Source organism: Mesorhizobium sp. Primo-A (assembly GCF_003997175.1).
In the GTDB taxonomy this organism is placed as follows: Bacteria; Pseudomonadota; Alphaproteobacteria; order Rhizobiales; family Rhizobiaceae; genus Mesorhizobium; species Mesorhizobium ciceri.
In genome coordinates, this window is record NZ_RZTG01000002.1 from 25,145 (window position 1) to 39,565 (window position 14,421).

Sequence of the window (14,421 nt, forward strand, 5' to 3'; positions counted from 1 at the left end):
GCCCGATAACGTTCCGGTCAATCGAGATGGAAGACCTCTCCCATGGCCGCCCACCATTCGCCGTCGGCGCGCGTCGGCAGCGGCGTCTGCATGGGGTCGCACAGTTCCCACCATTTGCGCATGGCCGGCGACTCGCTCATCCGCGCTGCATCCCTGGCGAAGTCGCTGCCGTGATACTCCCAGCAGGCGAACAGAAGGTTCTCCGGTTCGCGCAGGAAGATCGAATAGTTGCGGATGTTGGCGCGGCTGATGACGTCGAGCACTTCGGGCCAGACGGCGGCGTGGACGCGCTTGTAGTCCGCGATCGCCTCGGCTTTCACGCCGATACAAAGTCCCATTCTTTGCATGCTGGTTGCTCGCGGGGCTTCAGCCGAGAAGGTCGGCGGCGACTTCGAGCGTGTTGCGGAACGACGTCTCGAGATGATGTTCCATGGCCCGTGCCGCACCCTCGGCGTCGTGGCGCTTCAGCGCGTCGAAAATGGCCTCGTGCTGCTCGATCGTCTGTTCGCCATAACCCGGTCTTGGGATAGCGAGATAGCGCCCGCGATCCATCTGTGCCTTCGAGATGTCGACGGCTCTCCAGATCATCGGCAGGCCGCAGATCTCGGCTATGGTGCGGTGGAAGACATCGTCGAGTTGTATCGCGGTGGCATATCTGCCGCGGGATATGGCAAGCCGGTGCGCCGCCATGTTGTCTTCCAGCAATTCGCTGGCTGCCGCTGTGAACTTGGCGGCCGCGCGTCGGGCGCTTTCCATCTCCAGTGCCCGCCGGATGACATAGGCTTCTTCCAGGTCGGCCCGGCTGATCGGAGCAACATAGGTGCCGGTCTGCGCCAGGATCTTGACCAGGCCCTCGTCGCTGATGCGCTTGACCGCTTCGCGAACGGGGGTGCGAGACACCCCCAGGGCCTCCGCGATGGCGACCTCGTTGATGACCTCTCCCGGCTTCAACTGCCCGACGACGATCAGGTTGCGGATCTTGTGGTAGATCTGATCGCGGAGCGGAAGAGCCCGATTGAGCGTCGAAGGATCCAGGTCCATTGCAAATCCGTGTCTTCGTTCACCAGAAATGGCCAGATAATACTAGAATGTCAATTGGAACGCATCCAATACAAGCGTGGGGGTCGGTGACGCACGACGTCATGACGACCCGCCGGAATCCAGCTTGCCAGAACTGTTATATTAGTGCAATAGTGAGGATGAACGATGGAAAATTCAGTCCGGGACTGAGGCTTGGATCTTCAACAGCGCAGGCCATTCAAGCTTGTTCGAAGAAGCCCGAACTGCGTTTGCAGCGCTATTATACTAACATATCGAAGGCCGATGTAGCGCACCGGCCGGCCGCCAGGAGGAACCTAGCCAGATATGACCGTCGCCGCCGATTGCGCCTTGGATATGCGAGGCATCAGCAAGAACTTTCCAGGCGTGAAGGCTCTGTCCAACGTCAATTTTGCCGTGAAATTCGGCACCGTTCATGCGGTCGTGGGTGAGAACGGCGCCGGCAAATCGACGCTCATGAAGATCCTCAACGGATCCTACGCGCCCACCAGCGGCACGATCAAAGTCGGTGACGCCGAGGTGCGCATGCGCCGGCCCGCCGACGCCCAGGCGCTCGGCATCCGCATGGTGCACCAGGAAATCAATCTGGTCCCCCACCTGACCGTCGCCGAGAACGTCTATCTCGGCCGCATGCCCGGCAAATGGACCTTTCTGCGCAAGCGCGAGATGGTCAGGGCGGCGGCTGCCGTCCTCGACGAGCTCGGAGCGGCCATTAATCCGCGTGAACGGCTCGGCAACCTTTCTATCAGCCAGCAGCAGCTCGTCGAGATCGCCAAGGCCTATGCGGCGCAGCCGAGGATCATCGTGCTGGACGAGCCGACATCCAGCCTCAGCGAGCATGAGACGGCGGCGCTGTTCCGGATCCTGCGCAAGATGCGCGATGACGGCATCGCCATCGTCTACATCAGCCATCGGCTGAAGGAGGTGCTCGAAATCGCCGATGAGGTGACGGTGCTGCGCGATGGCTCAATGATCGAGACGCGTCCGATCAAGGGCATAAAGGCTGCCGATATGATCAGGCTGATGGTCGGTCGCGAAGTTAGCAATGTCTTCCCGAAAAGTCCGGCCGCGATCGGCAAGTCCGTGTTGCGCGTGGAGCATATCAGCGACGGACAGCGCTTCCGCGATGTCAGCTTCGAAGTGCGCGCCGGCGAGATACTGGGCTTGACCGGCTTGGTGGGCGCTGGCCGCACCGAGGTTGCCCGCGCAATCTTCGGCCTGTCGCGGCTTGTCGAGGGCACGGTCAGCGTCAACGGACGCGAGGTCTCGATCAACTCGCCATCCCAGGCGGTCAGGGCAGGCATTGCCTATGTTCCGGAAGATCGCAAGGGCGATGGCGTCGTGCCTGGAATGTCGGTCCGGGAAAACATCAGCCTGCCCATCCTGCGCCGCCTGACCCGTTTCGGACGCATCAGCCGCAGCGCCGATCGCGCGCTTGCCCGGGATTCGGTCAAGCAGTTTTCGATTTCACCGCCCGACGGCGAACGGCGCATCAGCCTTCTGTCGGGCGGCAACCAGCAGAAGGCGGTCATCGCCAAATGGCTTGCCGCCAAACCTTCGGCCTTGATCCTCGACGAGCCGACGCGGGGCGTCGACGTCGGCGCCAAGGCCGAGATCCACCACATCATCGGCCAACTCGTCGCCGGCGGCATGGCGGTCGTGATGATCTCGTCGGAACTGCCCGAAATCCTCGGAGTCTGCGACCGCGTGGTGGTGATGCGCGATGGCTATGCCTCCGAGCCTCTCTTGCGCAGCGAATTGAGCGAGGAGCGCATCATGGCGCTGGCCACCGGGGAGGAGATGGCTTGAGCGAAGCGGCCATGGAGATCGGTGGCGTGAACCGCAACGACCGCTTTACGCGTGGCAGCAGGCTTGTCGATGTCCTGTCGAAGGCGGGGCTCGCCTTCGCCATCGTCGCCGTGATGCTCTACGGCTCCCTCGTCAGCCCCGCCTTCTTCACGTCAGGCAATTTGCTCAACGTCCTGACCTCGATGTCTATCGTTGGCATCGTCGTCGTCGGCATGACCTTCGTGCTCGTGGTCGGCGGCCTGGCCGACCTGTCGGTGCCGGCCACCATCGCCTGCGGCGCCATCCTGTCGCTCGGGCTGCAGCCGATGATCGGGCCGCTGCCGGCGTTCCTGCTGGCGGTGGGTCTCGCGGGCCTCATAGGCCTGCTCAACGGGGGCCTGGTCGGATATGTCGGCATCAATCCCATCATTGCCACGCTCGGCGTTGGCACGATCGGACTGGGCATCGTCCAGGCGGCTGTCGGCGGGGTCATCGTCTATGGCAGCAATCCCGCCTCAGCCGAATTCGCCAAGGGCCGGCTGTTCGGCATTCCGGTCGTGGTGTTGATCTTCCTGGTCATCGCCCTTGTCGGCCATTTCGTCCTGTCCCGCTCCTTCTGGGGCAGATGGACGCTCGCCACCGGCGGCAATTACAGCGCCGCCGAGGCTAGTGCGGTTCCGGTGCGGGCCGTGAAGGCTGGCGCCTTCGTGATCACCGCACTGGCTTCCGGCATCAGCGGCGGCTTGCTCGGGCTGACGCTGCAGAGCGCGCGGCCGCTCATCGGCGGCGGCTACGAATTCAGCGCCATCACGGCGGTGGTGGTCGGCGGCGTGTCGATCGTCGGCGGCTTCGGATCGGTGCCGCGGGCCATTGCCGGCCTCATCTTCGTGCAACTGCTGACCAACGTCATGGTGCTCGACGGTGTGCGCACGCCAATCCAGGGTTTCGTGCTCGGCATCCTGATCGTCGGTGCCGTCGGCATGGATGCGGCGCTGCGCAAGCGGGGCGTGGCGTGATGCGTTTTCTTTCGCTTGTCTCGCAGCATCGCGTCGTCATCATTCTCGGCCTGACGCTCGTCATTTCCGCGCTGTTGGTCCCCGGCTACCTCTCGGCATCGACGCTCGGCCTCGGTCTCGACCGGGCGGCGACGATCGGCCTGATCGCGGTCGGCCTGACGGTGCTTTTGATATCGGGCCAGATCGACCTCTCCGGTGGCGCCGTGTTTGCCCTGGCCGGCATCGTATCGGTCATCCTGCAGCGAGAGATCGGCATCCTGCCTGCCGCGATCGCCGGCATCCTGGTCGGTACCCTGGCAGGCGCCATCAACGGCATGCTGGTCGTCGGCCTGAAGGTGAATTCGCTCGTGCTGACGCTCGCGACGATGCTGATCTTCCGCTCACTCGCGCACTGGATCACCAACAGCCAGCCGGTGACCGGAACCGACATCATGCTCTCCCTGGCGCTGGCCAAGATCTATCTCGATGTCTTCACCCTCCGCAGCGTGCTGTTCATCGCCCTGATCGTGCTGCTGCATTTCTGGCTGACGCGCACCATACCTGGGCGCAACGTCTTTGCGGTGGGGTCCAACCCGGCGGCTGCCAAGGAAAGCGGTATCGCCTCGGACCGTATCGTCTTTCTCGGCTTTGTCTTTGCCGGCACGCTTGCCGGCCTGGCGGGGGTTCTCCAGAGCCTCGTCACCAACACCGGCTCGCCTGTCTTCGGCTCGGAACTGACGGTCGCCGTCATTGCCGCGGTCGTTGTCGGCGGGACTCGTCTCGAAGGCGGCAAGGGATCCGCGCTCGGCACGCTCGGCGGCGTGCTGACGATCGGCTCGCTGACCATCGCGATGGAGTTCCAGTCCGTTCCCGCATACGTCCAGCAGGTCGTGTCCGGGCTTATCCTGATCCTGCTCGTCGTGCTCGATCGGGCCGTTACCACCAAGGGGAGGGCTCCGGGCACGCGCCCGGCGCTCGTTCGCGACAATCCAATCACTCAAGGAGGAACCACATGATTGGGAGGAAACGCATGATTGGCAAGAAAAGCATGCTTCACGTCGCCGCCATGGCGGCTGTGCTGGCATCGACGGGCTGGGCCAGCGCCAAGACGGTCTGCTACGTGACGGCAGCGGATTCGCATGCCTACGCGACGCCGGCCAACAAGGCGCTTCAGGCGCGCGCTGCGGAACTCGGCATCGAGATCCTGAGCCTCAGCCAGGATTTTGATGTCCAGAAAGGCACCGAGCAGCTCAACACCTGCGTTGCGCGCAAGGTCGATGGCATCATCCTGTGGCCGCTCGACCCGCAGGCATACATACCGGGGCTGGCGCGCGCGCAGCAGGCGAACATTCCGGCGATCCTCATCAATTCGCCGATGAGCGACGATGCCAAGCCGTTCATCAAGTCGTTCACCGGGCCTGATGTCTATGAGGAAGGCAAGCTGGCGGCGGACTCGCTGAGCAAGGCGCTGGGCGGCAAGGGCTCCGTCGTCATCATCGCCGGCCAGGCCGGCAACGGCACCACGATCGGCCGCGTCAGCGGATTTACCGACCGTCTCAAGGAAACCAATGCCGAGATCAACGTGCTCGACACGGTCAACGCCGACTTCGACCAGCAAAAGGCGCTGGTGGTGAGCCGCGATCTGATCACACGCTTCGGCGACCAGATCAGCGGTGTCTACGCCAATGACGACACGATGGCCCGCGGCTTCATCGACGCATGGAAAGAGGCGAACCCCTCCAAGGCCGCACCGCCGATCGTCGGCATCAATGGCCAGAAGGATGCGTTCGAATCGATCCGCACCAATGAGATGTACTCGACCATCGTCCAGTCGCCCGTCGAGGATGGCCGCCTGGCGATCAACACGATGGCCGAGATCATCGAGGGCAAGGAGGTCAAGGACCGGCTGCCGATCCCGCTGACAGTCGTCACCAAGGACAACGTCAACGCGGTCGAACCAGCGTTCTGATGCAGGAAGGCCGGCCCGCTGCACTCGGGTCGGCCTCGCCGCCGATTTCTTGGGGAGAGAAATTCTAATAGCGGCAACGGAATTGGAATAAACTAACTCTACAGAGTTTGTGGAATAAGCAATCTGCACTGGCGATCTGGTTTCCACCCGGACAGGACCACGCCATGCCTACCTTTTTGCGCTCGCCGTCAACCAAAGCAGGCATCTCCGGCCGCCTCCGTCAGGCGACGGGAGACAGGCCATGAGCAAGCACATTCCAGACCGTATCAAGGTGCTCTGGTTTCTGCCGACGCATGGCGACAGCCGCTATCTCGGCACGGCCGAGGGCGGCAGATCGGTCGATCTGCCCTATCTGACGCAAGTGGCGAAGGCGGCCGACACGCTCGGCTACTATGGCGTGCTGTTGCCGACCGGCCGCTCGTGCGAGGATTCCTGGGTGATCGCATCGGCTCTTGTGCCGATGACCGAACGCTTGCGTTTCCTTGTCGCTGTGCGGCCCGGTTTGCAGTCGCCGACGCTGGCCGCGCGCATGACTGCGACGCTGGACCGCATCTCCAATGGCCGCCTGCTGATCAACGTCGTCACCGGCGGCGATCCGCTGGAGAACAAGGGCGACGGCATTTTCCTGTCGCATGCCGAACGCTATGAGGTGACGCAGGAGTTCCTGCGCATATACAAGCGGGTGCTGAGCGGCGAGACGGTCGAGCATGACGGCAAGCATTTCCACATCGAGGACGGAAGGCTGCTGTTTCCGCCGGTGCAGACGCCTTACCCGCCGCTGTATTTCGGCGGTTCGTCCGATGCCGGGTCGACGGTGGCGGCGCAGGAGATCGACAAGTATTTGACCTGGGGCGAGCCGCCCGCCGATGTCGAGCGCAAGCTGGACAGCGTGCGTGAACTGGCGCAGAAGGCCGGCCGCAAGCTCTCTTTCGGCATTAGGCTGCATGTCATCGCCCGCGAAACCACCGAGGAGGCCTGGGCCGCTGCCGACAGGCTGATCAGCCGCCTCGACGACACGACGATCGCCTCGGCCCAAAAAGTCTTTGCGCGCATGGATTCGGTCGGGCAGGCGCGGATGAGCGCATTGCATGGCGGCGATCGTGCCAAGCTCGAGATCGCGCCCAATTTGTGGGCCGGCGTCGGCCTGGTGCGCGGCGGTGCCGGTACTGCCCTTGTCGGCGACCCCGACACGATCGCCGAGCGCATCGACGAGTACCGGCGCCTCGGCATCGATACCTTCATCCTGTCCGGCTATCCGCATCTGGAAGAAGCCTATCGCTTCGGCGAACTGGTGCTGCCGAAACTGCCGACCGACCATCCGGTAAAAGCCGCCGGCTCGTCCGTCAACACCGGTCCGTTCGGCGAGACCATCGCCGGCGACCACCGGCCGAAATCGCTCGCCAGCGCCTCGTGAACGCGCTCCCTCCGGCCCGCCGGTTGCGCGTCGCCATCCTTGGCGGCGGCTTTTCCGGCGCGGCGGTGGCCTGGCATCTGGCGCGGGCACCTCAATCGGAGCGCCTGTCGATTTCCGTCATCGAGCCGCGACCAGCGCTCGGCGGCGGCCTGGCCTATTCCAGCGAGGAACCGTCGCACCGGGTCAATGTCCCCGCAGTCAGGATGAGCATGGCTCCCGATGATCCGCAGCATTTTGCACGCTGGTTGGCTGGCAGCGGAGAACTCGAACACGACCCGGATGCCATCTGGAAGAACGGCGACGCTTTTCCGCGCCGTCGCGTATTCGGCCGCTACGTCGCCGAGCATCTGGCGCCGTATCTCGGTTCCGGCCTTGTCCATCATGTCGAAGGTTCCGCCACACGCGTGACACGCGATGCCAGTGGCGCGGGCTGGACCGTGCACACCTCTGCCGGACCGGTCGTCGCCGATATCCTCGTCCTGGCAGCGACGCATCCGCGGCCCGGAATTCCCAACGCGCTGGCCTCGCTGACGGAAGCGCCAGGTTTCGTCGCCGATCCGTACTCTTCCGCCGCGCTTTCAGGGATCGGGCCGGAGGCGTCGGTGCTGATCGTCGGCTCCGGGTTGACCTCGGCCGACATGGTCGCCGAACTTGACCGCCGTGGCCATCGCGGCCGTATCCTCGCGCTGTCGCGCCGCGGCCTGCGCTCGCGCGGCCACCCGGATATCAGGGGCGAGCCTTTTGGCGACTTTGCATCCGCGCCGGCCACGACGGCGCTCGGCCTGCTCAAGACCATTCGCGCGACGCTGGCGGCCGCGCGCGCCGCCAATGTCAACTGGCAGTCGGTCTTCGATCAGCTGCGCCTCCAGGGGCCGGTGCTGTGGGCCGCACTTGCGCCGCCGGAGCGGGCAAGGCTGGTGCGCCAGCTGCGCGTGTTCTGGGACGTGCATCGTTTCAGGATCGCGCCGCAGGTCGCCGCGGTGCTCGACCGGCGTCATGCCGCCGGTACAGTCGACACCATTGCCGCCAGGCTTGTCGCGTCGAACGACGAGGACGGCAGCCTGGCTGTCAGCTTTCAACGGCGCGGGCAGACCCGGATCGAGACGATGCGCTTCGCTGCCGTCATCAACACCACCGGTCCGGCCCATGGGCAGGCGCTGCAGCTGAACCCGGCGCTAAGCTCGCTGGCGGAAGCCGGCTTGATCAGGACGGACCAATATGGGCTTGGCATCGAGACAGGTCTCGACAGCCGCGCGATCGGCCGGGACGGCGCGGCGGTCGCGACACTCCTGGTCGCCGGCCCGCTGGCACGAGGGACTTTCGGCGAGCTCATGGGTCTGCCGGAAGTCGCCCGCCATGCCCAGGCGGTCGCGGTTGAAATTGCCAAGCTGCTGGTAACGCTGCCGTCAGCGCAGGCCATCGGCCCCAATGCCGCGCACCGTCCACACGTGGGCTGACACCTGCGGGCCGGGTTCGGCAGCGAAAATTGGTATTTCCGTCCCAAGAGCGCCCCAAAAACGGAAAATCCTTCTTTGTATATATATTCTATAAACATAATAAATATCAGAGCCGGCGCGACCGGAGCGATCAACGACACGGCCTGAATGGGAGACAGTTCATGGCACATGCAGAAGCCGATCCGATCAAATTCGCCTACTGGGTGCCGAATGTTTCGGGCGGCCTGGTGATTTCCAACATCGAGCAGCGCACCAACCATTCTGCCGAGTACAATCGCAAGCTGGCGCAGATCGCCGAGAAGGCCGGCTTCGACTACGCGCTTAGCCAGATACGTTTCACGGCCGGCTACGGCGCCGACGAACAGCATGAATCGGTGGCGTTCAGCCATGATCTGCTGGCGGCGACCACGACGCTCAAGGTCATCGCAGCGATCCTGCCAGGACCATGGAACCCGGCGCTGGCGGCCAAGCAGATCGCCACCATCAGCTACCTGACCAACGGCCGCGTCGCGATCAACCTTGTCTCCGGCTGGTTCCGCGGCGAGTTCCACGCCATCGGCGAGCATTGGCTCGACCATGACGAGCGCTACCGCCGCTCGGAGGAATTCATCCGTGCGCTGCGCGGAATATGGACTGAAGACAGCTTCACCTTCCGTGGCGATTTCTACCGCTTCAATGAGTATTCGCTGAAGCCGAAACCGCCGCAAGTACCCGAAATCTTCCAGGGCGGCTCGTCGCGCGCCGCGCGCGACATGGCATCGCGCGTCTCGGACTGGTACTTCACCAACGGCAACACGCCGGCCGAGATCGCCAAGCAGGTCGATGATATCAGAGTCAAGGCGAAGGCCAATAACCATTCCGTCAAAGTTGGCGTCAACGCCTTCGCGGTCGTTCGCGAGACCGAGGACGAGGCCAGGGCGGTGCTCGCCGAAATCATCGCCGAGGCCAATCCCGACGCGGTCAATGCTTTTGGCCATGAGGTCAAGAATGCCGGCAAGGCCTCGCCGGAAGGTGAGGGCAATTGGGCGAAATCGTCCTTCGACGATCTGGTCCAGTACAATGACGGTTTCCGCTCGAACCTGATCGGCACCCCCAGGCAGGTCGCTCAACGCGTCGTCGACCTGAAGCGCGCGGGTGCGGATCTTATCCTGCTCGGTTTCCTGCACTTCCAGGAGGAGGTCGAGTATTTCGGCAAGCATGTCATCCCGCTCGTTCGCGAACTGGAACACGCCGAGGCGGCGGCGTCGCTGGCGGCGGAATAGTCACCCCATAGGCACGCCGGACAGGCGCCGGCCCGCACGCACGAAGCTTGCCCGGCGCGCTGATCCGTCGGGCGGCAACAGGATTTTGCGCGCCTAATCGAGGACGATTGGAATGCCGTTGCCCAGTTATACGCTCGGAGTGATGGAGGCTTCCGCCTATGCACCGGAGGTCTTTGCGCGCGGCCTGCCGTCAGACCAGCGGCCGGAGCAGTCGTTCGAAGATGCCGCCAGGCCGGCAGAGTCCGTTGCCGCCGCCTCTCCGTTGCTTTCGCTTCAGGGCATCAGCCTGTCCTTTGGCGGCGTCGTGGCACTGGCCGATATCGACCTATCGGTCCGCCAAGGCGAGATCCGTGCCATCATCGGCCCGAACGGCGCCGGCAAGAGTTCGCTGATCAACGTCATCAGCGGCGTCTACCGGCCGGATCGCGGCCATGTCCGGCTCGACGGTACCTCCTATGCCCAGGTCCCGACGCAGCGGCTGGCCCATCTCGGCGTCGCCAGAACCTTCCAGAATCTCGCACTGTTCAAGGGCCTAAGCGTCCTCGACAATGTCGCCTCTGGCCTTGCCTACAAGGTTCGCTCCAACTTTGCCGGCCAGGTGCTCGGCATCGGCCGCTCGCGTGGCGAGCAGCGCGATTCACGCAGCCGTGCCGAACAGATCCTTGAATTCCTCCATCTCACCGCCATTCGCGACCGTCTTGTCGGCACCTTGCCTTACGGGCTGCAGAAGCGTGTCGAACTGGCCCGCGCGCTGGTGGCCGAGCCGCGCCTGCTTTTGCTGGACGAGCCGATGGCCGGCATGACAGCGAGCGAAAAGAGCGAGATGGCGTCTTTCGTCCGTGCCGCGCGCGATCGTTTCGCCACCACCGTGGTGTTGATCGAGCACGATGTCGGCGTCGTCATGGGTCTGTCCGATCGCATCGCCGTTCTCGACTACGGCCGCAAGATCGCCGACGCCACGCCCGATGAAGTCAGGAACGACCAACGCGTCATCGATGCCTATCTCGGCGTCGCCTCGGACAATGAGGACGGGGCAGGCATATGATCGCCGATTTCGACTACCAATTCTTCATCGAAGTGCTCGTCGGCGGCCTGCTCTCAGGCGTCATGTATTCGCTTGTCGCGATCGGCTTCGTGCTCATCTACAAGACCTCGGGCGTGCTCAATTTCGCGCAAGGCGCGATGCTGCTGTTTGCGGCACTCACCTTCGTCAGCCTCGTCGAGCGCGGTATTCCGTTCGCGCTGGCGCTGGCGGTCACCTTCGCCATCATGGTGGCGATGGGTGTCGCCATCGAGCGCACGGTGCTGCGGCCACTGACCAACAAGCCGCCGATCACACTGTTCATGGCGACGCTCGGCCTGTCCTACATCATCGAGGGCGCCGCCCAGCTGATCTGGGGCACGCAGGTCCATGGCCTCGATCTCGGCATCGAGGACGTGCCGCTGGAAATCGGCGGCGTGCTGATCAGCCAGTTCGACATTTTTGCCGCGGTGGTTGCCGCCGGCATGGTCCTCCTGCTGTCGCTGTTCTTCCGCTACACCCGCATCGGCCTCTCCTTCCGCGCCGTTGCCGACGACCAGTTCGCGGCCCTCGCGGTCGGCCTCAGGCTGCCCTTGATCTGGGCCACCGTGTGGGCTGCCGCCGGCCTTGTCGCCCTGGTGGCGGGACTGCTCTGGGGCGCACGCCTCGGCGTGCAGTTCTCGCTGTCGCTGGTGGTGCTGAAGGCGCTGCCGGTGCTGGTGCTCGGCGGCTTCGATTCCATCCTCGGCGCCATCGTCGGCGGGCTTCTGATCGGCGCCAGTGAGAAGCTCGCCGAGGTCTATATCGGCGATTATTTCGGCGGCGGCATCGAGAGCTGGTTTGCCTATGTCGTCGCGCTCGTCTTCCTGCTGATCCGCCCTTCCGGCCTGTTCGGCCAGAAGCTCGTTGAGAGGATCTGAACGATGACCGCGATAACAAGCGATTTCGTCGCCGCGCCGGTGCTGCCGAAATGGGTCGTACCGGTCCTGCTGCTCGCCTTCGCCTATGGTGTCGTGCCGCTGATCGGCTCAAGTTATCTGTTCGAGGCCATCCTGCTGCCGTTCCTGGCGCTCAGCCTCGCCGGCGTGGGCTTGAACATTCTCACCGGCTATGCCGGCCAGGTCTCGCTGGGCAGTGCCGCCTTCATGGCGGCGGGCGCCTTCGCCGCCTATAATTTCAACCTGCGCGTCGAGGGCCTGCCGCCGATCGGCAGCATCTTCCTGGCCGGCATCGTCGCCGCCGCGATCGGCATCGTCTTTGGCCTGCCCAGCCTGCGGCTGAGGGGTTTTTATCTCGCAGTATCGACGCTCGCCGCGCAGTTCTTCGTGCAATGGGCGCTGACCAAGTTCAGCTGGTTCTCCAACAACTCGGCGTCAGGCGTCATCGACGCGCCGAGACTGTCGATCTCAGGTTTCGCGCTCGACGGCGCCATCGGTCGCTATCTCTTCGCGCTGACAATCGTCACCGTCCTGACCTTCCTTGCCTATAGGCTGGTCTCGTCGCAGACCGGTCGCAACTTCATCGCCATCCGCGACAATGAAACCGCCGCCCGCATCATCGGCATCCCGGTGCTGAAGACCAAGCTGCTGGCCTTCGCCATCTCGTCCTTCATCATCGGCGTCGCAGGCGTCATCTGGGCCTTCGCCTATCTGAGGACCGTCGAGCCGGACGGCTTCGATCTCGATCGGTCGTTCCAAATCCTGTTCATCATCATCATCGGCGGGCTGGCTTCGATCCGCGGCGCGTTTTTCGGCGCCGCCCTCATCGTGGTTTTCCCGCTCGCTCTGTCGCGCCTCGGCGGCTTCCTGCTCGGCGATCTCTTCGATTCGGGCGTGCTCGACATGAGCCAGCGCATCGTTCTGGGCGCGCTCATCATCCTGTTTCTGATCCTTGAGCCCGACGGGCTGGTGGCGCTGTGGGACAGGGTCCGAAGACGGCTCCTGTTCGCCTGGCAGTCGACTTGAGCTGATGCATTGAAAATGAATCCCATCGGAAAATGAACAAGGGGCCGAACAAGACGGCCCATACCGGGAGTACCTCGACCATGACTTTCCTCAGCACAATCAAGGCGGCGGCGTTGTCCGCGGCGATGATCGTGTCGGTGGCCTTGCCCGCCGCGCACGCCGACGAACAATATTTTCCGCTGCAGAGCTATCGCGTCGGGCCTTACGCGGCCGGCGGCACCGGCTTCTTCGGCGGCTTCATCGACTATCTCAACCTCATCAACATCCGCGACGGCGGCGTCAACGGCGTCAAGCTGACCTGGGACGAATGCGAGACCCAGTACGAGGTCGAGCGCGGCGTCGAATGCTACGAGCGGCAGAAGAGCCATGCCGGCGCCGCCGCCTGGAACCCGCTCTCGGTCGGCATCGCCTATGCCATGATTGACCGCATCACCGCCGACAAGGTGCCGCTGATCACCGTCAACCACGGCCGCACCGATTCCACCGACGGGCGTGTCTTCCCCTACGTCTTCCCGCTGCTGCTCAATCCCTACAGCGAGACATCAGGCATCGTGAACTACATCGCCTCCAAGGAAGGCGGCATCGACAAGCTGAAGGGAAAGAAGATCGTCGTGCTCTATCACGGCTCGCCCTACGGCAAGGAGACCATCCCGATCTATGAGCTGCTGGCGCAGAAATACGGCTTCACCGTGCAGCAGATCGAGGTGCCGCATCCCGGCAACGAGCAGCAGTCGCAGTGGCTGACCATCCGCCGCGCCAAGCCGGATTTCGTCGTCCTGCGCGGCTGGGGTGTGATGAACCCGGTGGCGCTGAAGACGGCGGTCAAGGTCGGCTATCCCGTCGATCACATCGTCGGCAATGTCTGGTCGAATTCTGAAGAGGATGTCATCCCTGCCGGCGACGCCGCCAAGGGTTACACCGCCATCACCACGCAGGCTTCCGGCAACTCCTACCCGGTGGTTCAGGAGATCGTGAAGACGGTCTACGGCGCCGGCAAGGGTAACCTTGAAGACAAGGCGCGCATCGGCTCGGTCTACCACAATCTCGGCATCGTCAACGGCATCCTCAATGTCGAGGCGATCCGGATCGCGCAGGAGAAGTTCGGCCACCGCACGCTGACCGGCGACGAGGTCCGCTGGGGCTTCGAGCATCTCAAGCTTGATCCGGCCAAGGTCGAGGCGCTCGGCGCCAAGGACCTGTTCCACTCGATCAATGTCAGCTGGGACAACCATGAAGGCGAAGGCTACGTGACCTTCCAGCAGTGGGACGGCAAGAAGTGGAACGTCGTCTCCGACTGGATCGCGCCGGACTGGGCGCTGCTGCGGCCAATCATCGAGAAGTCCGCCGAGGCCTACGCCGCCGAGAAGGGCATCAAGCTGCGCACCGCCGACGATGCCAATGCTGTGACCACCAACTGATCAGTCAGTGCCGGGCGTCGCGGACCAAGTTTCCGTGGCGCCCGACCTGTTCGGTTTTCGAACCGCGAAAGAAC

At 63.8% G+C, this 14,421-nt stretch carries 13 protein-coding genes; 11 read left to right on the forward strand and 2 right to left on the reverse strand.

Annotated elements, in window-relative coordinates:
• Positions 1–17: 17 nt before the first annotated feature.
• Together EOC83_RS02955 and EOC83_RS02960 are read right to left on the reverse strand one after the other, a co-directional pair.
• Positions 18–347, reverse strand: coding sequence for an L-rhamnose mutarotase (locus EOC83_RS02955; protein ID WP_063169853.1), 330 nt, complete (start codon positions 345–347; stop codon positions 18–20).
• A 19-nt stretch (positions 348–366) separates the two neighbouring features.
• Complete coding sequence (locus tag EOC83_RS02960) at positions 367–1,041, reverse strand: GntR family transcriptional regulator (protein WP_013528167.1); 675 nt, start codon at positions 1,039–1,041, stop codon at positions 367–369.
• 324 nt (positions 1,042–1,365) lie between these two features.
• On the opposite strand from EOC83_RS02960, the gene EOC83_RS02965 reads away from it, so the two are divergent.
• The 11 genes from EOC83_RS02965 (at position 1,366) to EOC83_RS03015 (ending at position 14,347) form a co-directional block, all read left to right on the forward strand.
• On the forward strand, positions 1,366–2,868 hold the full coding sequence (locus EOC83_RS02965; RefSeq protein ID WP_063169854.1) for a sugar ABC transporter ATP-binding protein: 1,503 nt from the start codon (positions 1,366–1,368) through the stop codon (positions 2,866–2,868).
• On the forward strand, positions 2,865–3,863 hold the full coding sequence (locus EOC83_RS02970) for an ABC transporter permease (protein WP_244506882.1): 999 nt from the start codon (positions 2,865–2,867) through the stop codon (positions 3,861–3,863). The genes EOC83_RS02965 and EOC83_RS02970 overlap by 4 nt, the downstream gene beginning before the upstream one ends.
• Positions 3,863–4,858: an ABC transporter permease gene (locus EOC83_RS02975; RefSeq protein ID WP_063169855.1), complete on the forward strand. Its 996-nt coding sequence runs from the start codon at positions 3,863–3,865 to the stop codon at positions 4,856–4,858. The genes EOC83_RS02970 and EOC83_RS02975 overlap by 1 nt, the downstream gene beginning before the upstream one ends.
• Positions 4,859–4,872: 14 nt before the next feature.
• Entirely contained in the window at positions 4,873–5,811 is a 939-nt protein-coding gene (locus tag EOC83_RS02980) for a sugar ABC transporter substrate-binding protein (RefSeq protein ID WP_013528163.1), read from the forward strand.
• Between the two features lie 241 nt (positions 5,812–6,052).
• Positions 6,053–7,225, forward strand: a complete 1,173-nt coding sequence (ssuD, locus tag EOC83_RS02985; protein WP_063169856.1) for an FMNH2-dependent alkanesulfonate monooxygenase — start codon at positions 6,053–6,055, stop codon at positions 7,223–7,225.
• Positions 7,222–8,682 carry an FAD/NAD(P)-binding protein gene (locus EOC83_RS02990; RefSeq protein WP_063169857.1) on the forward strand — a complete coding sequence of 487 codons (1,461 nt, stop codon included), beginning with the start codon at positions 7,222–7,224 and terminating at the stop codon, positions 8,680–8,682. The genes ssuD and EOC83_RS02990 overlap by 4 nt, the downstream gene beginning before the upstream one ends.
• 161 nt (positions 8,683–8,843) lie before the next feature.
• Positions 8,844–9,944 carry a dimethylsulfone monooxygenase SfnG gene (gene sfnG / locus EOC83_RS02995; protein WP_063169858.1) on the forward strand — a complete coding sequence of 367 codons (1,101 nt, stop codon included), beginning with the start codon at positions 8,844–8,846 and terminating at the stop codon, positions 9,942–9,944.
• A 112-nt stretch (positions 9,945–10,056) separates the two neighbouring features.
• Positions 10,057–10,989 carry an ABC transporter ATP-binding protein gene (locus tag EOC83_RS03000; RefSeq protein WP_063169859.1) on the forward strand — a complete coding sequence of 311 codons (933 nt, stop codon included), beginning with the start codon at positions 10,057–10,059 and terminating at the stop codon, positions 10,987–10,989.
• On the forward strand, positions 10,986–11,885 hold the full coding sequence (locus EOC83_RS03005; protein ID WP_032898718.1) for a branched-chain amino acid ABC transporter permease: 900 nt from the start codon (positions 10,986–10,988) through the stop codon (positions 11,883–11,885). The genes EOC83_RS03000 and EOC83_RS03005 overlap by 4 nt, the downstream gene beginning before the upstream one ends.
• Positions 11,886–11,888: 3 nt before the next feature.
• Complete coding sequence (locus tag EOC83_RS03010; RefSeq protein ID WP_063169860.1) at positions 11,889–12,929, forward strand: branched-chain amino acid ABC transporter permease; 1,041 nt, start codon at positions 11,889–11,891, stop codon at positions 12,927–12,929.
• A gap of 80 nt (positions 12,930–13,009) precedes the next feature.
• Complete coding sequence (locus EOC83_RS03015) at positions 13,010–14,347, forward strand: ABC transporter substrate-binding protein (protein WP_013528156.1); 1,338 nt, start codon at positions 13,010–13,012, stop codon at positions 14,345–14,347.
• Positions 14,348–14,421: the final 74 nt, after the last annotated feature.